Origin of the sequence: Rhizobium sp. K102, from assembly GCF_022385315.1 — a bacterium.
GTDB lineage: Bacteria > Pseudomonadota > Alphaproteobacteria > Rhizobiales > Rhizobiaceae > Rhizobium > Rhizobium croatiense.
On the sequence record NZ_CP092436.1, the window covers coordinates 1275100 to 1297007 of the forward strand.

18 protein-coding genes and 2 pseudogenes are annotated in these 21908 nt (G+C 62.2%); 12 read left to right on the forward strand and 8 right to left on the reverse strand.

All coding sequences use genetic code 11. The features are described from left to right. Nucleotides 1–88: 88 nt before the first annotated feature. Entirely contained in the window at nt 89–916 is an 828-nt protein-coding gene (locus MHI61_RS12140) for a ferritin-like domain-containing protein (protein ID WP_239792194.1), read from the reverse strand. Continuing rightward, nucleotides 913–1386 carry a peroxiredoxin gene (locus MHI61_RS12145; protein WP_239792195.1) on the reverse strand — a complete coding sequence of 158 codons (474 nt, stop codon included), beginning with the start codon at nt 1384–1386 and terminating at the stop codon, nt 913–915. The genes MHI61_RS12140 and MHI61_RS12145 overlap by 4 nt, the downstream gene beginning before the upstream one ends. A 124-nt stretch (nt 1387–1510) precedes the next feature. Here MHI61_RS12145 and MHI61_RS12150 point away from each other — a divergent pair, with 124 nt between their 5' ends. Further along, nucleotides 1511–4909 (forward strand): AsmA-like C-terminal domain-containing protein, encoded by a 3399-nt coding sequence (locus tag MHI61_RS12150; RefSeq protein ID WP_239792196.1) that lies wholly within the window; start codon nt 1511–1513, stop codon nt 4907–4909. 212 nt (nt 4910–5121) lie between these two features. Continuing rightward, nucleotides 5122–5403: a hypothetical protein gene (locus tag MHI61_RS12155; RefSeq protein WP_239792197.1), complete on the forward strand. Its 282-nt coding sequence runs from the start codon at nt 5122–5124 to the stop codon at nt 5401–5403. Nucleotides 5404–5486: 83 nt separating this feature from the next. On the opposite strand, the pseudogene tyrS reads toward MHI61_RS12155, so the two are convergent. Continuing rightward, a pseudogene (tyrS, locus tag MHI61_RS12160) lies at nt 5487–6742 on the reverse strand (tyrosine--tRNA ligase). Between the two features lie 132 nt (nt 6743–6874). Here tyrS and MHI61_RS12165 point away from each other — a divergent pair. Continuing rightward, nucleotides 6875–7993, forward strand: a complete 1119-nt coding sequence (locus MHI61_RS12165; RefSeq protein WP_239792198.1) for an anhydro-N-acetylmuramic acid kinase — start codon at nt 6875–6877, stop codon at nt 7991–7993. Next, a pseudogene (locus tag MHI61_RS12170) lies at nt 7990–8513 on the forward strand (GNAT family N-acetyltransferase). The gene MHI61_RS12165 and the pseudogene MHI61_RS12170 overlap by 4 nt, the downstream one beginning before the upstream one ends. 76 nt (nt 8514–8589) lie before the next feature. On the opposite strand, the gene MHI61_RS12175 reads toward MHI61_RS12170, so the two are convergent. Then, nucleotides 8590–9267, reverse strand: a complete 678-nt coding sequence (locus tag MHI61_RS12175; RefSeq protein WP_004675601.1) for an alpha/beta hydrolase — start codon at nt 9265–9267, stop codon at nt 8590–8592. Nucleotides 9268–9484: 217 nt separating this feature from the next. Between MHI61_RS12175 and MHI61_RS12180 the strand changes: the two genes are divergently transcribed. From MHI61_RS12180 to sufA, 8 genes are all read left to right on the forward strand, one after another. Further along, entirely contained in the window at nt 9485–10651 is a 1167-nt protein-coding gene (locus MHI61_RS12180) for a cysteine desulfurase family protein (RefSeq protein WP_239792199.1), read from the forward strand. Nucleotides 10652–10842: 191 nt separating this feature from the next. Beyond that, nucleotides 10843–12312 carry a Fe-S cluster assembly protein SufB gene (gene sufB, locus MHI61_RS12185; protein ID WP_097665920.1) on the forward strand — a complete coding sequence of 490 codons (1470 nt, stop codon included), beginning with the start codon at nt 10843–10845 and terminating at the stop codon, nt 12310–12312. 1 nt (nt 12313) lies between these two features. After that, nucleotides 12314–12559: a hypothetical protein gene (locus tag MHI61_RS12190; RefSeq protein WP_239792200.1), complete on the forward strand. Its 246-nt coding sequence runs from the start codon at nt 12314–12316 to the stop codon at nt 12557–12559. An 80-nt stretch (nt 12560–12639) separates the two neighbouring features. Then, a complete protein-coding gene (gene sufC, locus MHI61_RS12195) occupies nt 12640–13395 on the forward strand; it encodes a Fe-S cluster assembly ATPase SufC (RefSeq protein ID WP_222144224.1) in 756 nt (251 codons plus the stop codon). Between the two features lie 24 nt (nt 13396–13419). Continuing rightward, entirely contained in the window at nt 13420–14694 is a 1275-nt protein-coding gene (sufD, locus tag MHI61_RS12200) for a Fe-S cluster assembly protein SufD (RefSeq protein ID WP_239792201.1), read from the forward strand. Between the two features lie 12 nt (nt 14695–14706). Beyond that, on the forward strand, nt 14707–15948 hold the full coding sequence (locus tag MHI61_RS12205; RefSeq protein ID WP_239792202.1) for a cysteine desulfurase: 1242 nt from the start codon (nt 14707–14709) through the stop codon (nt 15946–15948). Nucleotides 15949–15960: 12 nt separating this feature from the next. Then, complete coding sequence (locus MHI61_RS12210) at nt 15961–16341, forward strand: SUF system Fe-S cluster assembly protein (RefSeq protein WP_097583884.1); 381 nt, start codon at nt 15961–15963, stop codon at nt 16339–16341. 93 nt (nt 16342–16434) lie between these two features. Then, entirely contained in the window at nt 16435–16827 is a 393-nt protein-coding gene (sufA, locus tag MHI61_RS12215; protein WP_097583882.1) for a Fe-S cluster assembly scaffold SufA, read from the forward strand. A gap of 150 nt (nt 16828–16977) precedes the next feature. On the opposite strand, the gene MHI61_RS12220 is transcribed toward sufA, so the two are convergent. The 4 genes from MHI61_RS12220 to gcvH form a co-directional block, all read right to left on the reverse strand. Further along, nucleotides 16978–17283: a flagellar basal body rod C-terminal domain-containing protein gene (locus MHI61_RS12220; protein WP_239792203.1), complete on the reverse strand. Its 306-nt coding sequence runs from the start codon at nt 17281–17283 to the stop codon at nt 16978–16980. A gap of 136 nt (nt 17284–17419) precedes the next feature. After that, a complete protein-coding gene (locus tag MHI61_RS12225) occupies nt 17420–18460 on the reverse strand; it encodes a glycoside hydrolase family 25 protein (RefSeq protein WP_239792204.1) in 1041 nt (346 codons plus the stop codon). 205 nt (nt 18461–18665) lie between these two features. Next, the gene (gcvP, locus tag MHI61_RS12230) at nt 18666–21530 is read right to left on the reverse strand and encodes an aminomethyl-transferring glycine dehydrogenase (RefSeq protein ID WP_239792205.1); all 2865 of its coding nucleotides are present in this window, start codon (nt 21528–21530) and stop codon (nt 18666–18668) included. After that, nucleotides 21530–21892, reverse strand: coding sequence for a glycine cleavage system protein GcvH (gene gcvH / locus MHI61_RS12235; protein ID WP_097583877.1), 363 nt, complete (start codon nt 21890–21892; stop codon nt 21530–21532). The genes gcvP and gcvH overlap by 1 nt, the downstream gene beginning before the upstream one ends. Nucleotides 21893–21908 lie beyond the last annotated feature (16 nt).

The window sequence follows — 21908 nt, forward strand, 5'->3', positions numbered from 1 at the left end:
GATGCTCTACGCCTCTTTCGGAAATTAGACACCGTTATGGTTAACGAATGCTTTCGCAGCCGCCATTTGCGTCAGAAAATCAATCACCTCAGGCGTGGCTGATCGATGCCAGCGAGCGGTAGAAAGACGGTGTCAGCCCGGCTTCGGCACGGGCGAGATCGTTGAAGGGCGGCTTCAGCGGCCCGCGGAAATTGGCGCGCACCAGCTCCTGGAAGGCTTTTGCCGGATCGCGCTTTTCGCGGGCGCAGAGGAAACGGAACCATTTGGCGCCGACGGCGACATGGCCTTTTTCGTCGTTATAAATGACGTCGAGCACGGCAGCGCTTTCGAGATCGCCGGTCTCACGCATCTTGGCCTGCAGCGACGGTGTGACGTCGAGGCCGCGGGCTTCGAGAATCAGCGGCACGACGGCGAGCCTTGCCGTCAGGTCGTTGCGCGTCGAATGGGCCGCCTGCCACAACCCGTCATGAGCGGGAAGATCGCCGTAATCGGCGCCGAGATCGTTGAGGCGGGCGCGTACCATGCGGAAATGTTTCGCCTCCTCGAAAGCGACCTGCATCCAGCCGTCGAAGAAGGAATTCGGCACCTGTTCGGTCGCGAATCGGGCAACGATATCGAGCGCCAGGTCGACAGCGTTGAGCTCGATATGGGCGATGGCATGCAGCAGGGCGATCCGGCCTTTCAGCGTGTGCAGCGAGCGTTTCTCCACCTGGGTCGGCGGCGTCAGCACCGGTTTGTCGGGACGGCCGGGCCGTTCCGGCAGGGCGGCGTCGAGCGGCGAGCGCAGCGACACCCGGCGGGCGAACCAGCGGGTGGCGCTTTCCTGCGCAAGGGCCGTCTTGCGGTCGAGATCGGCCGAACGGATGGCGTCAATGGCGCCGCCGCGCAACGAGCTTATCGCGAGATCACCGGTCACGCGGCCAGATTCCTGACGGCCTCGAGAACGGTTTCGGCATGGCCCTGCACCTTCACCTTCTGCCAGATCGTGGCGATCGTGCCATCCTGGCGGATGAGGAAGGTCGTGCGCTCGACGCCCATGAAGTTGCGGCCGTACATGCTCTTTTCCTTCCAGACGCCATAGGCCTGCAGCGTCGTCTTGTCTTCGTCCGAGGCGAGCGCCACCGAAAGACGGTGCTTCCTGATGAACTTGTCATGGCAGGCGGCCGAATCGGGCGACATGCCGATCACGGCGGCACCGGCTGCTTCGAACTCCGGCGCCAGCGCCGTGAAAGCCAACGATTCGGCAGTACAGCCCGTCGTGTCATCCTTGGGATAGAAGAACAGCACCAGCGGCTTGCCGTGAAAATCGGACAGCGAGACACGGCCGCCGCCGTCGCGGGGGAGGTTGAAATCGGGGGCCAGGGCACCGATGCCGGGAACCGCCATTGGGAAAACCTTTCTTTTGCCGGGTTTGTGGATGACACTCTCTCTCCCGAATTATATAGTGGACGGAAACCCGTCCAGCATGGCCGGGTTCAATTCTTCGATTTAAGGGAGAGCCCGAAGGCGCATGTCAGCCATCCGCGGCGAAAAGGTCACGTTTCGCAAGAAGGATATCGTTGCGCTGGACCGCTTGCCGTCCGCCCAGGCCGAGGATCCGATCATCGTTTATTGCCCGCCGCCTCGCTCGCCGATGCGCCGCACGGCGAAGCTGACCTTGGGATTTCTGGGACTGATTCTCCTGATCCTCGGCGCCATCGTCTTCACCGTCGAGAGCGGCATGTTCGACAAGCCGCTGTCGCAGCAGGCGCAGGCGGCGTTGAACGGAGTGGCCGGACCGCGCTACCGCGCCGAAGTCGGCTCCACCGTCATCCGATTCACCTCTGACTTCCGGCTGGCGCTCGAAGCGCGCAACGTCAATATGATCGACCAGCAGAGCGGCCAGCACCTGTCGACGACGGGTTCGGTGCGGCTGGGGCTCGATCCGCTGCAGCTTTTCCGCGGCCGTATCGCCGTTGCCGATATCGAAGCGGAGGATATCGCGCTCGACACAGCGCTTCTGCCCTCCGGCAACCCCGTCAAGCTCGACGATTTGCGCATTGACGCCATGCCGGCGGCGATGGAGAGGATCTTCTCGCAGCTCGACATGTTCGACAGCATCGTGACACGCGGCTCGACCAATTCCGTGCGCATCTCCGGCATCGACGTCAAATTGGCCGGTACCGCAAACGGCCCGTTGTCGCTCGTCGTCGACAATCTTGTCTTTGCGCATGCCGGGCCATCCTCGCTGCAATTGCGAGGTGAGGTTGCGCTGAACGGCGAGGTGGCGGAGCTCGACGTGCTGGCCGAGAAGGACGGCGGCCGGGTGTCGAAGCTGGTGGCGACGCTCAACCATGCCGACCTCACGCCCTTTGCGTTGAAACGCAACGATCAGGGGGTGATACGGCAGGGGCTCAGTGCCTTCGTCGACCTGACGGTGTCGGCGACCAGGGAGCGCGATGGCGTGCAGCCGGCGCTTGCCGCAACGGTCGATATCGATCCCGGCCTGATTTATGCGGATGGCGATCCGCAGGAGCTGTCGGGCGGGCAGATCAACCTCGCCTATGATTTCGCCAAGCAGACGCTCGAGATCGCCAAGTCGAACGCCCGGTTCGGCGCGACCACGGTTCCCATCAACGGCGCGCTGATTGATCTCGACAAGCTCGACCCGCAGGCCGGCAAGGGTTTCGGCATCGACCTGCTTGTCAGCGGCGGCACCGCCGCGCCTGGCGCCTCCGGCGAACAGCCTCTCTCCTTCGATATCCAGGCGACCGGGCGTTATCTGGTCGCCGGCCGGGAATTTCTGTTTCCCAACATGACCGTTTCCAGCCCGCTCGGCGCGCTTTACGGGGCGTTGCACGTCAGGCTCGGCGATAAGTCGCCGGAAATCAGCTTTGCCGGGCAGTCCAGAGAGCTGCAGACGACGGCGATCAAGCAGCTCTGGCCGTTCTGGATGGCGCCCAAGGTACGCACATGGGTGCACGGCAATCTTTTCGGCGGCACCGTCACAGACGCTGCCATATCCGTCTTCATTCCGTTCGGACGGCTTGACGAGGCAGCCGGCGGCAAGGGATTGAAGCTCGACGCCAACCAGATCCGCATCGGCTTCGACATTGCCGGCGCGCGGATGAACGTGGCCGGCGACATTCCGCCGGTGCGCGATACGGCGGCGCATTTCGATCTGACCGGCCCGGTTGCGACGATTTCGATCAAGAGCGGCACCTCCTATTTCCCCTCCGGCCGGTCCGTCGGTCTCGGGCAGGGAACGTTCGTCATCCCTTCCGCCTACGACAAACCGCTGATGGCCGATATCGATCTTGCGGTCTCCGGTGCGGCGGACGCCGTCGGCGAGCTCCTGACCTACAAACCGATCCGGGTGCTGCAGCGCGCCGGCTTTACGCCCGACGATTTCAAGGGACACATCGACGCGAATGTGAAGGCGCATTTCGGACTGCTGTCGTCGCAAAACCCGCCGCCGGCCGAGTGGAAGGCCGCCATGAAGCTCGCCGACGTCGATCTGGCCAAGCCGTTTTCCGGCCGCACGATCAGCAATGTCAGCGGCATGCTGAATGGCGATCCGAAGCAGATCACGCTCGACGCCAAGGGCGAGATCGACGGCATTCCCGCCGATATCGATCTGACCGAGCCGGTCGAAGCGTCGTCTGGCGTGGAGCGGCAGCGCGTGATCACGGCGACACTCTCGGATGATCAGCGCAGCAAGGTGATGCCGGGGCTTTCCGATATCGTCAGGGGTAACCTGAAGATGGTGCTGACGCGGATAGACGACGACCGGCAAGATGTTCAGCTTGACCTCACCAAGTCGATGCTCGACCTGCCTTGGATCGGCTGGTCGAAAGGCAGCGGCATTGCCGCATCCGCGGAATTCGAGATGTCCGGCCCGCCCGAAAATACTGAGATCAAGAATTTCCGGCTGAAGGGGGACGGCTTCGGCGCCACTGGATCGCTGAACGTCGGCAAGACGGGCCTAATCTCCGCGGATTTCGACAGCGTCAGGCTCTCCTCGCTCGATGATTTCGCCTTGTCGGTGAAGCGCAGCAAGGGCAATTTCGACGTCTCCGTTTCAGGAACCAGCGCAGATGCGCGGCCGGTCATCGCGCGATTGAAATCGGGCTCGGACAGCGACGAGGGCGGCGATAGCGACAATATCGGCGTGTCGGTGCGGGCCAAGCTGAAAAACGTCGTCGGTTTCAATGACGAAAAGGTCGGCAATTTCCAGGCACAGGTGTCACTGCGCGGCGACAAGCTGCAGGCTCTGAATTTTTCCGGCGTTACCGACAGCGGCGAGGCCGTCGTCAGCCAGATGAAGGATGGCGGCGTCATCAATATCACCAGCGGCGATGCCGGCGCGGTTTCCCGTTTCGCCGATCTCTACCAGCACATGCAGGGCGGCCTGCTCAATCTGGCGATCCGGTTGGGTGCTGAGGGCGACTGGGACGGCTCGCTCGATGTGCGCCGTTTCTCGATCGTCAACGAACAGCGCCTGCGCTCGATCGTGTCGACACCCGTCGGAAACGAGCAGCGCAGCCTCAACGAGGCCGTCAAACGCGACATCGACACTTCATCGCAACGCTTTCAGCGCGGCTTTGCCCGCATCGTTTCGCGGGGTGGCATGATCGGCATCGAGAACGGGGTGCTGCGCGGCGACCAGATCGGCGCGACCTTCCAGGGCGTGGTGCGCGACCGCAAGGGCAATATGGACATGACCGGCACCTTCATGCCGGCCTACGGCCTCAATCGCCTCTTCGCCGAACTGCCGCTGATTGGCGTCATTCTCGGCAACGGCAGCGACCGCGGCCTGATCGGCATCACCTTCAAGCTGACCGGCAAGTTCGATCAGCCGAACCTGCAGATCAACCCGCTGTCGATCATCGCGCCCGGTGTTTTCCGGCAAATCTTCGAGTTTCAGTGAGACGGGCAAGGCAGAAGCGCTAAATCTCTTGCGCCTGAGAGATCGTCGAGATCGTTGATCGTGCCGGCGCCCCCAATCCATCTGGTCGCAAATCCCGGCGGGCGGAAAAGGTTCGATCAGGTAAGTCGAATAGTGATGCTTTGCTTATTTTAGATAACTCTGATGTAATGTGAATCCGGCAAACAACGGTCGACGCAATGTCGGAGGATGCCATGCAGTGCGCTCGGACAGTCTCTTTCATATCGGTCGCGGTGATCGCCGCTGCAGCAGGCGAGGCTTCGCAGTCTGCGGATAAGGGCGCGCGGCTGAGGCCGCCGGAGCTCATCCGTTCCGCCCATGTGCTGACAGTCCCCCTCGATGCGACCGTGACGCCGCCGACGTTCTCGATCAGCTGGTGGTCACGCGTGACGCGCGCACCAGACGTCGACCCGCCGCCCTATGTCTTCCGGGAGGCTGAACGAACGGACGCGACGTCTCAGCCTGGTGTCGAGTGAGGGGTGTGCGCCAACTGCAAAATTGGGCAACGAAAAAGCCGGCGCGGGCGCCGGCTTTGATATCTGTTCGGAATTGAATCCGCCTACGCCGCGCGGCGGATCAGGATGTGCTTCTTCTTGCCGAGCGAGAGCTTGATGACGCCGTCGGCGGTGATTTCATTGCTGCCGATCAGCCGGCGTTCGTCGCTGACCGCCTCGTCGTTGATGCGCACCGCACCGCCCTGGACGTGGCGGCGGGCTTCGCCGTTGGAGCCGGCAAGGCCGGCGCGGACCATCAGCGAGAGCAGGCCGATGCCACCGTCGAGTTCGGTGGCCGGGATCTCGACGGAAGGCAGGTTTTCGGCGACCCGGCCTTCCTCGAAGGTGGTGCGGGCCGTTTCTGCGGACGCTTCGGCGGCCTCACGGCCGTGGACGATGGCGGTCGCTTCCGTGGCGAGGATCTTCTTCGCCTCATTGATCTCGGCGCCGCCGAGCGCTTCGAGTCTGGCGATCTCGGAAAGCGGCAGGCGGGTGAAGATCTTCAGGAAGCGGCCGACATCGGCATCCTCGGTGTTGCGCCAGTACTGCCAGAAATCATAGGGGCTGAAGACGTCCTCGTTCAGCCAGACGGCGCCGGAGGCGCTCTTGCCCATCTTGGCACCCGAGCTCGTGGTCAGGAGCGGCGTCGTCAGCGCGTAGAGCTGCGGCGTTCCCATGCGGTGGCCGAGATCGACACCGTTGATGATGTTGCCCCACTGATCCGAGCCACCCATCTGCAGGCGGCAGCCGTAGCGGCGGCTGAGTTCGACGAAGTCGTAGCCCTGCATGATCATGTAGTTGAATTCGAGGAAGGAGAGCGACTGCTCGCGATCGAGGCGCAGCTTGACGCTGTCGAAGGAGAGCATGCGGTTGACCGAGAAATGCCGGCCGACGTCGCGCAGGAATTCGACATAGTTGAGCTTCATCAGCCAATCGGCATTGTTGACCATGAAGGCATCAGTCGGACCATCGCCGAAGCGCAATATGCGCGAGAAGATCTTCTTGATGCCCTCGATGTTCGTATTGATCGCCTCCGGCGTCAAAAGCTTGCGCTGCTCATCGCGGAAGGAGGGGTCGCCGACCATCGACGTGCCGCCCCCATCAGCGCGATCGGCCGGTGGCCGGTCTCCTGCAGCCAGTAGAGCATGGTGGCCGAGATCAAATTGCCGATATGCAGGCTGGTCGCGGTTGCGTCGTAACCGACATAGGCCGTCACGACCTCCTTCGCGAACAAATCGTCGAGGCCGCTTTCATCGGATACCTGATGGATGAAGCCGCGCTCTTTCAGCGTGCGGAGGAAATCGGACTTGAACTCGGACATGGCTTTCGTCTCTTGGTGTCTGCGCTCGGTCCCGTTTGGCCTTACGCAACTTCGTTGTTGTTGATCTGTCGCGGCGCGTTTAGCACTGTTTTTACAAAAGTGCATCCGGGAATCGCATGGGAGGCAAGCCTCATGGACGTGATCAGAACCGCGATCGGGCTGATGAGCGGCACGTCGATGGATGGAATCGATGTCGCGCTGATCAGGACAGATGGCCGCGGCTTCATCGAGCGCGGGCCATTTCTCGGTTTGCCCTATGAGGCCGAATTTCGCGAGCGGCTCAAGCGGGCGCTGGACCTGGCGCGTCCGCTAACCGATAGGTGCGAGCGACCCGCGGAACTTCGTGACATCGAGCTTGAGTTGACCGAACGGCATGCAATTGCCGTTACGGCATTCCTTGAGCGTTTCGGGCTGTCAGCCGATGCCGTCGATGTTCTCGGTTTTCATGGTCAGACCGTGCTTCACCGGCCCGACGAAGGACTGACGATTCAGATCGGCGACGGCGGCGACCTCGCACGGCGAACCGGCATATCGGTGGTCTACGACATGCGCGCCAACGACATGGTCCATGGCGGGCAGGGCGCGCCGCTGGTGCCGGCCTATCACGCCGCGCTCGCCGGAAAATTCCAGCAGGCAGGACAGGCGGTCTGCTTCGTCAACATCGGCGGCATCTCCAATCTGACCTCGATAGGCACTGACGGCCGCATATCGGCCTTCGACAGCGGGCCGGGCAATACGCTGATCGACCAATGGGTGGAGATGCAGACCGGCAAGACCTATGATCCCGGCGGCGAGATCGGCGGCCGCGGCAAGGTCGTGACCGCTCTCGCGGAGCGATATCTGGAAAGCCCGTTCTTCCGCGGCAATGTCCGCCGTTCGCTCGACCGCGGCGATTTCGCCCCGCTTCGGTCCGAGGAGGCGAGCCTCGAAGATGGTGCCCGTACACTCGCGCACGTCGCTGCCGCCTCGATCGTCAAATCTGCCGGTTTCCTGCCCGAGAGGCCGTCGGTCTATATCGTCTGCGGGGGGGGTCGGCTGAACGCCACTCTGATGGCGGAGTTTTCAATCATGGCCGAAGGGCAGGGATCACGGGTATTGACCGCCGAGGAAGCCGGATTCGACGGCGATGCGATGGAGGCCGAAGCCTGGGCCTATCTCGCCGTGCGCTCGCTGGACGGGCTGCCGCTGACATTTCCGGGCACGACCGGCGTTGACGCTCCCGTCAGCGGTGGGGTGCTGGCAAGGCCATGAGTGATGAGCGGCTGATCCTTCGGACGTCGCGGCTGCGTTTCGTCATGTGGAACGAAGGCGATGCGCCGCTGGTACAGTGGCTGCATTCGACAGCGGCAACGACGCAATTTCTTGCCGGCAACGCGCCGTGGACCCTCGAGAAGGCGGAACGGCATCTGCGAGGCTGGTTCGAGGAGCAGGTGCGCGACGGCACAACCAAATACAAGCTCCTCGGGAGGACGGCCGGTTCATCGGCCGCGCCGGCATTTCGCGGTTCAGGAGCGAACAGTTCGAGCTCGGTTATTCCCTGATCGAGGAGGCGTGGGGCAAGGGCCTGGCAACGGAAGCGGCAAGCGCCCTAGCCGACTGGTTTTTCGAAAGCAGACTTGCGCCCGCTTTCATCGCCTTCACGCATCCCGAAAACGTCGCCTCGCAGCGCGTACTCAGGAAGATCGGCATGCGCGAACGCGCGCCGATCCTGATCGATGGAGTGTCCGGCACCGCTTTCGAGCTGACCGCCGCGATGCGGTCAAAACTCTAACTCTTTACGGCAACCGGCCGACGCGTCCGCCTAGGGTCCGACCGCCGCTCGACGGATAAAGGGCTCGCGTTGCGCGTCAGCGGATCCGCTTGGCGGCCGGTTCCGGCACCAGTTCGCCGTTGAGGCGGCGGTCGAGATAGTCCTCGCATTCGCTCATCAGCGTCTCCACCTGACCGTTGAAAAAGTGGTTGGCGTTGGCAACGGTGCGATGGGTGATAAGAATGCCCTTCTGGGTCTTCAGCTTCTCCACTAGGCCGTTGACGTCCTTTTCCGGCGCCACCTTGTCGGCCTCGCCGTTGATGATCAGGCCGGAGGAGGGGCAGGGCGCCAGGAAGGAGAAGTCGTAGGTATTGGGTTGCGGCGCGATCGACATGAAGCCCTCGATTTCCGGCCGGCGCATCAGCAACTGCATGCCGATCCAGGAACCGAAGGAATAACCGGCGACCCAACAGGTCTTCGAATCGGGATGCAGGCTCTGCACCCAGTCGAGCGCCGAGGCGGCATCCGACAATTCGCCGGCGCCGTGGTCGAATTCGCCCTGGCTGCGGCCGATGCCCCGGAAATTGAAGCGCAACGTCGTGAACCCGCGCTTCTGGAACATGTAGAAGAGCTGGTAGACGATCTGATTGTTCATCGTGCCGCCGAACTGCGGATGCGGATGCAGGATCAGGGCGATGGGCGCGCTTTTTTCCTTGGAGGGCTGGTAGCGGCCTTCAAGACGGCCGGCTGGGCCGTTGAAAATTACTTCGGGCATTGGTACTCCGGGTTTTATTTCGCGTTCGCGCTGCGTTGGACGACAACATGACTTGACTAACGTTGTCAGCTTTTCTAAAACGCAGTTTAGAACAATTCGAAACTTGCATGGCGATCCACGCTTCGTGGAACGTGTCATAAGGCAAGCCCGGCGGAAATTTCAAGAAAAATGAACCGCGGGTGCTGAAGCAAGCTCGTCAAGCGCAGGACTGAAGATCATGGCGCCGCCACGCCTTTATCTCGACTGGAATGCCACAGCGCCGCTGCACCCGGCAGCGCGCGAGGCGATCATGCGCGCCATCGACGTGTTTGGCAATCCGAACAGCGTGCATGGAGAGGGCCGCGCCGCGCGCGCCGCCATCGAAGGCGCGCGACGCAAGGTAGCGGCACTGGCCGGCACCGATGCCGGCAATGTGGTCTTCACCAGCGGCGCAACGGAAGCCGCCAATCTGGTGCTGACGCCGGATTTCCGCATGGGGCGTACGCCGCTTCAGCTTGGCGGTCTCTATTTTTCGGCGATCGAACACCCCGCCGTGCGCGAAGGCGGGCGCTTTTCCAAGGAGAAGATGACCGAGATTCCGGTGACGGAAGCCGGCATCGTCGATCTCGACGCGCTTGATCGCCTGCTTGCTGCCCATGACAAGGCCGCCGGCCTGCCGATGGTCGCCGTCATGCTCGTCAACAACGAGACGGGCATTGTCCAGCCGGTCGAGGCGGCGGCAAAAATCGTGCATGCCCATGGCGGACTTTTCGTGGTCGACGCCGTGCAGGCGGCCGGCCGTATCCCGCTCGATATCAACAGGATCGGTGCCGATTTCATGATCGTCTCCTCGCACAAGATCGGCGGGCCGAAAGGTGCCGGCGCACTGATTGCGCGCGGCGAGGCGCTGATGCCGCGGCCGCTGATCCAGGGTGGCGGGCAGGAGCGTGGTCACCGTTCGGGGACACAGAATTCGCTGGCGCTGATCGGTTTTGGCGCGGCGGCGGAGACGGCCACGGGCGAGCTGGAGACGCGCAATGCGGCAATCGGCGCGTTGCGCGAGCGGCTGGAGGAAGGCATGCGACGGCACGCCGCCGACGTGATCATCCATGGCGAGAGCGGCGAGCGCGTCGCCAATACGATCTTCTTCACCCTGCCGGGGTTGAAGGCCGAGACCGGACAGATCGCTTTCGATCTCGAAGGTGTCGCGCTCTCGGCGGGCTCGGCCTGCTCGTCGGGACGGCTTGGCGAAAGCCATGTGCTGACGGCGATGGGCCGCGACGCCAAGCTCGGCGGGCTGCGCATCTCGCTCGGCTTCTCGACCACGGCAGAAGACATAGACAGGGCGGTTGCCGCTTTTGCGAAGATCGCCTGCCGGCGGAGGTCGGCGGGCGAGGCGGCCTGACCGCATCATAAACTTGCGGAAACGCAAATTTCTGCTTGCCAATCGGGCTGAAAAGTCCCTTTTGGCCTCTTACATCAGGGCAAGGAATTGCCCGACCATCAGGGCAAAGTATTGCCCGACATGAAGGGCGAGACGATTGCCCATATGCTACAAGCTGCCGGACCTTGGATCCGGCGAGATTGGAGAATGAAATGGCTGCCGTGCAGGAAACGATCGACCAGGTGCGCCTGATCGATGTGGACCAGTACAAATACGGTTTCGAGACCGTCATCGAAATGGACAAGGCGCCGAAGGGCCTGTCCGAGGATATCATCCGCTTCATTTCGGCCAAGAAGCAGGAGCCGGAATGGATGTTGGAATGGCGTCTGGAAGCCTATCGGCGCTGGCTGACGCTGGAAGAGCCGACCTGGGCGCGCGTCAATTATCCGAAGATCGATTTCAACGACATCCATTACTACGCCGCGCCGAAGAGCACGCCGGGTCCGAAGTCGCTTGACGAGGTCGATCCGGAGCTGTTGAAGGTCTATGAGAAGCTCGGCATCCCGCTGCGTGAGCAGGAGATCCTGGCCGGCGTCGAAAAGCCGAAGATCGCCGTCGACGCGGTTTTCGACAGCGTCTCGGTCGTCACCACCTTCAAGGCGGAGCTGAAGAAGGCCGGCGTGATCTTCATGTCGATTTCGGAAGCCATCCGCGAACATCCCGATCTCGTCCGGAAATATCTCGGTTCGGTCGTGCCGACCTCGGACAATTATTACGCGACGTTGAATTCGGCTGTCTTTACCGACGGCTCCTTCGTCTTCGTGCCGAAGGGCGTTCGCTGCCCGATGGAGCTTTCCACCTATTTCCGCATCAACGAGAAGGGCACCGGCCAGTTCGAGCGCACGCTGATCATCGCGGAAGAGGGCGCCTACGTCTCCTACCTCGAAGGCTGCACGGCGCCGCAGCGCGATGAAAACCAGTTGCATGCCGCCGTGGTCGAGCTCGTGGCTCTCGACGATGCCGAGATCAAATATTCCACGGTCCAGAACTGGTATCCGGGTGATAAGGAAGGCAAGGGCGGCATCTACAATTTCGTCACCAAGCGCGGCGATTGCCGCGGCGACCGCTCAAAGATCTCCTGGACGCAGGTCGAAACCGGCTCGGCGATCACCTGGAAGTACCCGTCCTGCATTCTGCGCGGCGACGACTCCAGGGGCGAATTCTATTCGATCGCCGTCTCGAACGGTCATCAGCAGATCGACAGCGGCACCAAGATGATCCATCTCGGTAAGAACACGTCGAGCCGCATCGTCTCCAAGGGCATCGCGGCCGGTGTTTCCAACAACACCTATCGCGGCCAGGTCTCGGCCCACCGCAAGGCGTCGAACGCGCGCAACTTCACGCAATGCGATTCGCTGTTGATCGGCGACAAGTGCGGCGCCCATACGGTGCCCTACATCGAAGCGAAGAATTCGACGGCGCAGTTCGAGCACGAAGCGACGACCTCGAAGATCTCCGAGGACCAGCTGTTCTACTGCCTGCAGCGCGGCATCCCGACGGAGGCGGCAATCGCACTGATCGTCAACGGCTTCGTCAAGGAAGTGCTGCAGGAGCTGCCGATGGAATTCGCTGTCGAGGCGCAGAAGCTGATCAGTATTTCGCTGGAAGGCTCTGTGGGCTGACATGGACGAGGCGGACAAGAAGCGCATTCTTGAACGTCTGGAGAATATGCGCGGGGAAATATTGGCGAAAATTCGCCCCCGCGGGCAAAGAAACGAGACGGAAAAGCCGCCGGAGCAGCCTTATGTGTTTCTCCGGCAGCGCATGGAAAAACCGGGAAAGATCATGCAAGGGATCCCGGAATTTCTCGAATGGGTTTGGCTCGTAACGGTCGCGGTTTTCCGCGTTTTCCGTTTTTTTTGGCGATAGCGCCGAGCACAACATGTCGATGTCCTTAGAAATTACGCGAGGCTCCGATGAGCTACGCAGAGAAAACGCAGGAACCAAAGATGCTTGAAATCAGAAACCTTCATGCCCGCATTGCCGAAGACGGCACCGAGATCATCCGTGGCCTGAACCTCACCGTGAAGGCTGGCGAAGTTGCCGCGATCATGGGGCCGAACGGCTCCGGCAAGTCGACGCTCTCCTATGTGCTGTCCGGCCGCAGCGACTACGAAGTCACCGAAGGCGACATTCTCTATAATGGCGAGAGCATTCTCGAGCTCGATCCGTCCGAGCGCGCCGCCAAGGGTATCTTCCTTGCCTTCCAGTATCCGGTCGAAATCCCGGGTGTCGCCACCATGCAGTTCCTCAAGGTGGCGATGAACGAGCAGCGCAAGGCGCGTGGCGAGGACGAACTGACGACGCCGGATTTCATGCGTCGCGTCAAGGATGCTGCGGCCAAGCTGCAGATCAACACCGAGATGCTGAAGCGGCCGCTCAACGTCGGCTTCTCCGGCGGCGAGAAGAAGCGCGCCGAGATCCTGCAGATGGCGCTGCTGGAGCCGAAGCTCTGCGTGCTCGACGAAACCGACTCGGGCCTCGACATCGACGCGCTGAAGATCGTCGCCGACGGCGTCAATGCGTTGCGTTCGCCCGATCGCGCTGTCGTCGTCATCACCCACTATCAGCGCCTGCTCGACTATATCGTGCCTGATACGGTTCACGTGCTCTACAAGGGGCAGGTGATCAAGTCGGGCGACAAGACGCTGGCGCATGAGCTCGAAGCCAACGGCTATGCCGATATCATCGGCGCGGCGGCCTGAGTTCGGGTGGAAAGGACGACCTCCATGAACATGCAGACGACGAGTCGCCTGACCGCGGCCGAAACGGCGCTGATCGACGCCTTCAACCAGCAGATCGGCGAGTTGCCGGGCAACGGCATGGTGACGGCGCTGCGCGACCGGCTTCTCGATGACCTGAAGAAGGCCGGCCTGCCGACGCGCCGCATCGAAGCCTGGCATTACACCGACTTCAAAAACCTGCTGCGCGGCTTGCCGCCGCAGGCAGGCGACGCCGGCTCCGACCCGCTTGAGCCGCTCGTCGCGGGTTCCAGGGTGCTGGCGGTGATCCAGGGCCACGCCAATCAGAAGGCGGTCGCAGAGGGCCTTGGCGTGTCAGCCTATAACGAACGTCTGCGTGACGGCTCGGCCGCAGGCGGGCTCGATGCGCTCGGCAGCGACGATGCGGTCGGCCGCATCAATGGCAGCTTCGTGCGCGACGGCTATGTGGTCGACGTGCCTGATGATACCGAGCTTGAAAATCCGCTCGAGATCCAGTTCATCCATGCCGGCGGGCAGACGCATACGCGCCTTCCCGTTTCCTTCGGCGCCGGCGTCAAGGCAACCGTTATCGAGCGTCACCGTGCGGTGACGGGCGATGCTGCCTTCGTGTCCCATGTCAGTGACATCACCGTCGGCAAAGGCACGGAGCTAACCTGGATCATCCTGCAGCAGCAGGGTGCCGACGATACGCATCTCGGCCAGATCCGCGTCGATCTCGGCGCCGACGCCAAGCTTCGCCTGTTTGTCATCAATGCCGGCGGCAGGCTGGTGCGCCAGGAACTGCACATCAAGGTGACCGGCGAGGGCGCCGATCTGACGCTGCGCGGCATCAACCTGCTCGGGGCCGAGAGCCATACCGACGTGACGATGGTGCTCGGCCACGACGTGCCGCATACCGGCTCGACCGAGGTGATCCGCAACGTGGTGTTCGACCGCGCCAAGGGTGTCTTCCAGGGCATGATCCGGGTGGCGCCCGATGCGCAGAAGACCGACGCCAAAATGGCGTGCAACACGCTTCTGATGTCGGACGATGCCGAGTTCTCGGTCAAGCCCGAGCTCGAGATCTTCGCCGACGACGTCCAGTGCGGCCACGGCGCGACGGTGACCGATATCGACGCCAATCATCTCTATTACATGATGGCGCGCGGCATTCCGGAGAACAAGGCGCGGGCAATGCTCGTCAACGCCTTCGTCGCCGAGATCGTCGAAGAACTGGAAGACGAGGCTCTGGTCGAGGCGCTGGAAGGCGTGATTTCGGCCTGGCTCGAAAAGCACGCCTGATCGGATATAGCCATGGACAAGATCGTGCCGGCCACGCAATACGACGTCGAAGCCATCCGCCGGGATTTTCCGATCCTGGCGGAGAAGGTGCACGGCAAGCCGCTGGTCTATCTCGACAACGGCGCCTCGGCCCAGAAGCCGCAGTCGGTGATCGACGCGATCTCGCATGCCTACAGCCACGAATACGCCAATGTGCATCGCGGCCTGCATTATCTCTCCAATGCCGCGACCGATGCCTATGAGGGCGCGCGCGAAAAGGTCCGCCGTTTCCTCAACGCCCCTTCGGTCAACGACATCGTCTTCACCAAGAATTCGACCGAAGCGATCAACACCGTCGCCTATGGCTGGGGCATGCCCAAGCTCGGCGAAGGTGACGAGATCGTCCTGACGATCATGGAGCACCACTCCAACATCGTGCCCTGGCATTTCATTCGCGAGCGGCAGGGCGCCAAACTGGTCTGGGTGCCGGTGGACGACGAGGGTGCCTTCCATATCGAGGATTTCGAGAAGAGCCTGACGGAGCGCACCAAGCTCGTCGCCATCACCCATATGTCGAATGCGCTCGGCACGATCGTTCCGGTCAAGGAGGTCTGCCGCATCGCGCATGAACGCGGCATTCCGGTCTTGATCGACGGCAGCCAGGGCGCCGTGCACCTGCCCGTCGACGTGCAGGATATCGATTGCGACTGGTACGTCATGACCGGCCACAAGCTCTACGGCCCGTCGGGCATCGGCGTGCTCTACGGCAAGAAGGAGCGGCTTTTCGAGATGCGCCCCTTCCAGGGCGGTGGCGAGATGATCTTCGAGGTTGCCGAGGATGCGGTCACCTACAACGATCCGCCGCATCGCTTCGAAGCCGGTACGCCGCCGATCGTCCAGGCGATCGGGCTCGGTTATGCGCTCGACTATATGGAGAAGGTCGGCCGCGAGGCGATCGCCCGCCATGAGGCCGATCTTGCCGCTTACGCGGTCGAGCGGCTGAAATCGGTCAATTCGCTGCGCGTGTTCGGTACGGCGCCCGACAAGGGCAGTATCTTTTCCTTCGAGCTTGCCGGCATCCACGCCCACGACGTCTCGATGGTGATCGACCGGCAGGGCATTGCGGTGCGTGCCGGCACGCATTGCGCCATGCCGCTCTTGAAACGCTTCGGCGTCACCGCCACATGCCGTGCATCCTTCGGCATGTACAATACCCGCGCCGAGGTCGATGCCCTGGCCGATGCGCTTGAATATGCGCGCAAGTTCTTTGCTTGAGGAGTGTCCGTGATGAGCCTGGACGAAAGCGAACAGAAGATCGACGTGCGCGAAGGCATCGTGCATTCCAGCATTCCGGCCGATGAACTGGCACGGCTGAGCGACGACGTCATCAGCGCGTTGAAAACCGTCTACGACCCGGAAATTCCCGCCGACATCTTCGAACTCGGTCTGATCTACAAAATCGACATCGAGGACAACAGGATGGTGAAGATCATGATGACGCTGACCGCGCCCGGCTGCCCGGTCGCCGGTGAGATGCCGGGCTGGGTGGAAAACGCCGTCGGCGCTGTCGAAGGCGTGTCCGGCGTCGAGGTCGAAATGACCTTCGATCCGCCGTGGACACCGGACCGCATGTCGGAAGAGGCGCAGGTCGCCGTCGGCTGGTATTGACATCCCGCGGTATTGATCCGTTTACCTCAGGGTACTACATTTGAGTCACGATGCGCCGGATCTTGACCCCGGTTGCGGAAGGAGAATGGGCCGATGGGCTTTGCAATCATGAGCATGACGGACGGGGCCGCTGCCCGCGTCAAGGCAATCGTCGAGAATTCCGGGCCGGAGGCCAAGGGCGTTCGCGTCGGCATCAAGAAGGGCGGCTGCGCCGGGATGGAATATACCATCGACCTGGTGACGGAGCCGAATGCCAAGGACGACCTGATCGAGCGTGATGGTGCAAAAGTCTGGGTCGAGCCATCGGCAGCTCTCTATCTCCTCGGCACCGAAATGGGCTTCGAGCAGACGACGCTACGCTCCGGCTTCACCTTCACCAACCCCAACCAGACATCGGCATGCGGCTGCGGCGAATCCGTCGAACTGAAGCCCGCCGATCTCGCGGCCCTTGCCGCGCAGCGCCAAAGCGAACCGGCGCATTCCTGACAACGGTCTGTCTCAGGCTGGCGGATATCTCCGTCAGAGCCACGGCGGCAGCGCTAGCGCATTATGTTCGCTCTTTCGGCAATCGTGAGGAAATTCCGATAGTCCGGCAGGATCGGCAGCCGCAACTGCGTGACGACATACGAGTAGCGCTCAGTCGCGCTTGATGCTCATCAGCATTTCCCACATATCGGCGCCGGTCTCGAAGACAACGGCGTTCGCCTTGTAGCTCTGTTCGGCTTCAATGAGATCGGTCAGTCCGGTGGCCGGATCGACATCCGACGCCGTCGGGTTGACCGCGGCCTGGACGCCGCCTGATGCAACGGAGGTGAGGCTGGTATTCAGTCTGGCATAGTCCGGCGTGCTGCTGTTGGCGACGTTGTTGGCGATCGCGCCGATTCGCGTCGTCTGCGCCCGCATGCCCGAAAGAGCAATGTTCGTGATGCCCGATATGCTCATCAGCCGTTTCCCCAGAACTGGATAATCGTCTTTTACCGACAAGGATTTAGAGAATGCTGAAGGCGTTGCGTTAGCAAAGATCTAGCGAACGCACGTACTGCCGTACCGCTTGTTCCGGATTGGCACGGGATCATCGCTACCGCGATGCCAACCAGTCGTGCCAATCGCTTTCGTTGCCGTTGAAGACGTTGAGGTCGATCTTGCCATCGACGCCATCGGAAAGACCCGAACCGGAATATTGCCAGAAGACCCATTTGCGGCCCGGATAGACTTTGGAGGGGTGGGCGGCGACCGAGCGCAGCCAGAAGGGATAGTCGAGCATCTGGCCCTTCAAATTGTCGCGGTAGAAATCCGGTGCCGTGTAGATGATCGGGCGCTGGCCGTAATGGCGCTCCAGCTTGTCCATGAACACCTGCATCTTTTCCCGGACGCGGGCGGGGGAAATCCGCCGCTTGCAGCTCGATTCGCCGTTCCATTCAACGTCGATCACGGGCGGAAGCGCGTTTGCTTCTCTCGGCACGTTGCGGATGAACCAGTCGGCCTGTTCGCCTGCCGTCCGGCACCAGTAGAAGAAGTGATAGGCGCCGTGTTTCAGGCCGGCTTCCTTTGCCCGTCGCCAGTTCTTCTTGAACATCGGGTCGAGGTGATCGCCGCCGTCCGTCGCTTTTATATATACGAAGTTCGCGCCTTGCTTTCGAAGTGTCTCCCAGTCGATCTCACCCTGCCAGCGCGATACGTCGACGCCGTGCACGGCCAGATTTCTCGGCGAGGTTCTGCCGAAGTTGATCGGCTTGGCGTCGCGGAAACGGTGGCTGTAAATTCGCCCGCGCGACGGCAATTTCGTGCGGACACCGGGATCGGTTGCCGGGTTGTCGGGCATGAGCATCGCGACGGGTCTTTCCGTCGGCATCGGCATGCCGACCGGTCTTTCCGCGGGCAGCAGCGCTTGCGGCTGCGGAACCGGGCCCGTCCAGCTCAGCGCCTGCTGGTGGGTGTTTGCCTGTGGGGCAGTATCACCCACAGCGGCAGCCGGGATCGGGCCGCTCGGCTTCGTGATCGCATTGGTGGTTTCACTCGAAGCCACAGGGGTGAGCACATCTTCGGCGCCGGAACTGGAGGCGCATCCGGAGAGGATCAGGGTGGCGAGGAGAATTGCTGGCACAGCCGATGGACGCATAAGAACCCGCACGCAAAACAGAGATCAGCGGCAACATCCATGATGAGTGGCAACCGCCCATTTCGAATTGCTAACAGAGACTTGCTAAGAAAGGTTAAATTTGAACCCTATGCCTAGAAACGGACGGCGGGGTTCGTGCCGTGCATGAAAGGCCGACGCGCAGGCAGCCCCTCTCAACGGTGAGAGGGGCTTGCCGAATTTTACGCTATTCCGCCGCCTCGGCGTAGCTTTCGACCGGCGGGCAGGTGCAGATGAGGTTGCGGTCGCCGTAGACGTTGTCGACGCGGTTGACCGGGGACCAGTATTTGTCGACGCGGAAGGCGCCGGGCGGGAAGCAGGCCTGTTCTCTGCTGTAGGGCCGGTCCCATTCGCCGACGAGGTCTTCCACCGTGTGCGGGGCGTTTTTCAGCGGGTTGTTGACCTTGTCCATCCGGCCTTCCTCGATGGCGCGGGCTTCCTCACGGATCGCCAGCATCGCCTCGCAGAAACGGTCGAGCTCGGCCTTGGTCTCGCTTTCCGTCGGCTCGATCATCAACGTGCCGGCCACCGGCCAGCTCATGGTCGGCGCATGGAAGCCGCAGTCGATCAGCCGCTTGGCGACGTCGTCGACGGTGACGCCGGCGCTGTCGACCAGCGGCCGGGTGTCGATGATGCATTCATGCGCCACACGGCCGGTCTTCGACTTGTAAAGCACGTCATAGGCGCCCTTCAGCCGGGCGGCGATGTAGTTGGCGTTGAGGATCGCCACCTTGGTCGCCTGCGTCAGGCCTTCGCCGCCCATCATCAGGCAATAGCTCCAGGAGATCGGCAGGATCGAAGCCGAGCCGAAGGCTGCCGCTGAAACCGCGCCCGGACGGCCGTCGGTCTCGGGATGGCCGGGCAGGTGCGACGCCAGATGCGCCTTGACGCCGATCGGGCCCATGCCGGGGCCACCGCCGCCATGCGGGATGCAGAAGGTCTTGTGCAGGTTGAGATGGGACACGTCGGAGCCGATGTCACCGGGGCGGGACAGGCCGACCATGGCGTTCATGTTGGCGCCGTCGAGATAGACCTGGCCGCCGTGTTTGTGCACCAGTTCACAGATCTCCTTGACCGTTTCCTCGAACACGCCGTGCGTCGAGGGATAAGTGATCATGCAGCAGGAGAGATTTGCCGAATGCTCCTCGGCCTTCGCACGGAAGTCCTCCATGTCGATGTCGCCATTCTCGCGCACCTTGACGACGACCACCTTCATGCCGACCATCTGGGCCGAAGCCGGGTTGGTGCCGTGCGCAGAGGTCGGGATCAGGCAGACGTCGCGATGAGCCTCGCCATTGGCGATGTGGTAGTTGCGGATCGTCAGCAGGCCGGCATACTCGCCTTGCGCCCCGGAATTCGGCTGCATCGAGAAGGCATCGTAGCCGGTGACGGCGCAGAGCTTTTCCGTGAGGTCGTCGAGCATCTCGCGGTAGCCGAGCGCCTGGTCTGATGGCACGAAGGGATGGATATCGGAAAATTCCGGCCAGGTGATCGGCAGCATTTCCGCGGTCGCGTTCAGCTTCATCGTGCAGGAGCCGAGCGGGATCATGGCGCGGTCGAGGGCGAGATCCCGGTCGGAGAGCCGGCGGATGTAACGCGTCATCTCGCTCTCGGCCCGGTTCATGTGGAAGATCGGATGGGTGAGATAATCGCTGGTCCGGAGCAGGCCCTTCGGCAGGCGGTAGGAGGGCTCGAAATCGGCGATGGCGAAATTGCCGCCGAAGGCGCGCCAGACGGCTTCGAGGGTCGCAGGCCGGGTGCGCTCGTCGAGGCTCATGCCGATCTTCGTCTCGCCGACCTTGCGCAGATTGACGCCTTCGGCGACGGCGGCGCGCAGGATGAGCCCTTGCATATGGCCGACATCGACGGTGATCGTGTCGAAGAAGCTTTCGGGTTCAACCTTATAGCCGAGCTTTTCCAGGCCCTTGGCCATCAGCACGGCCTTCTGGTGCACCTGCTGGGCGATCGCCTTGATGCCATCGGGTCCGTGAAAGACCGTATACATCGAGGCCATGACGGCAAGCAGCACCTGGGCGGTGCAGATGTTCGACGTCGCCTTCTCGCGACGGATATGCTGTTCGCGGGTCTGCAGCGACAGGCGGTAGGCGCGGTTGCCGCGGGCATCGACGGAAACGCCGACAAGGCGGCCGGGCATGGAGCGCTTGATGGCGTCCTTCACCGCCATATAGGCCGCATGCGGGCCGCCGTAGCCAACGGGAACGCCGAAGCGCTGCGAGGAGCCGATGGCGATGTCGGCGCCCATTTCGCCGGGTGATTTCAACAGCGTCAGCGCCAGGATATCGGCGGCAACGACGGCGATGGCGCCGGCCTGGTGCAGGCGTGCGATCAGCCCGGTGAAATCATGCACGTGACCATGGGTGCCGGGATATTGGAAGATCGCCCCGAAGACGTCGACGGGATCGAGATCGGTGAAGGGATTGCCGACGATGACGCTCCAGCCGAGCGGTTCGGCGCGGGTGCGGATCAGGGCGATGGTCTGCGGATGGCAGTCGGCATCGACGAAGAAAGCCTTCGCCTTCGACTTGGAGACGCGCTCGGCCATTGCCATGCCTTCGGCAGCGGCGGTCGCCTCGTCGAGCAGCGAGGCGTTGGCGACATCGAGGCCGGTCAGGTCTGAGATCATCGTCTGATAGTTCAAGAGCGCTTCCAAACGGCCCTGGCTGATTTCAGGCTGGTAGGGCGTGTAAGCCGTGTACCACGCGGGATTCTCCAGGATATTGCGCTGGATGACCGGCGGCGTGATCGTGCCGTAGTAGCCCTGGCCGATCAGCGAGACCAGCACCTTGTTCTTGTTGGCGGTCTCGCGCAGCTTGTCGAGCGCCTCGCGTTCGGTCATCGGCGCGCCCCAGACGAGCGGCGCCTTCTGGCGGATGGCGGGCGGCAGCGTCGCATCGATCAGCCCGTCGAGGCTGTTATAGCCGATTACCTTCAGCATGTCGGTCATCTCGGCCGGCGAGGGGCCGATATGGCGGCGATTGGCGAAATCGTAGGGCTGATAATCGGTGAACTGGAATTCGGTCGGCGTCGTCATTACGCGATGAGCTCCTTGTATGCGGCCTCGTCGAGCAGACCATCGGCATCGGCACGATTCTTGAGCTTCAGCTTAAAGAACCAGCCGGCGCCCTGCGGATCGGAGTTTATGAGCGAGGGATCGGCGACGATCGCCTCGTTGACCGCGGTGATCTCGCCGTCGAGCGGACAATAGACTTCGGAGGCTGCCTTGACGGATTCGACGGTTGCCGCATCGTCGTTCTTCGCAAAGCTCTTGCCGATTTCGGGCAGTTCGACGAAGACGAGATCGCCCAGCTGTTCGACTGCATAGGTGGTGATGCCGACGGTTGCGACATCGCCATCGAGTTCAAGCCATTCATGTTCAGCGGTAAATTTCAGCATGGAAAAATCCTTTCGG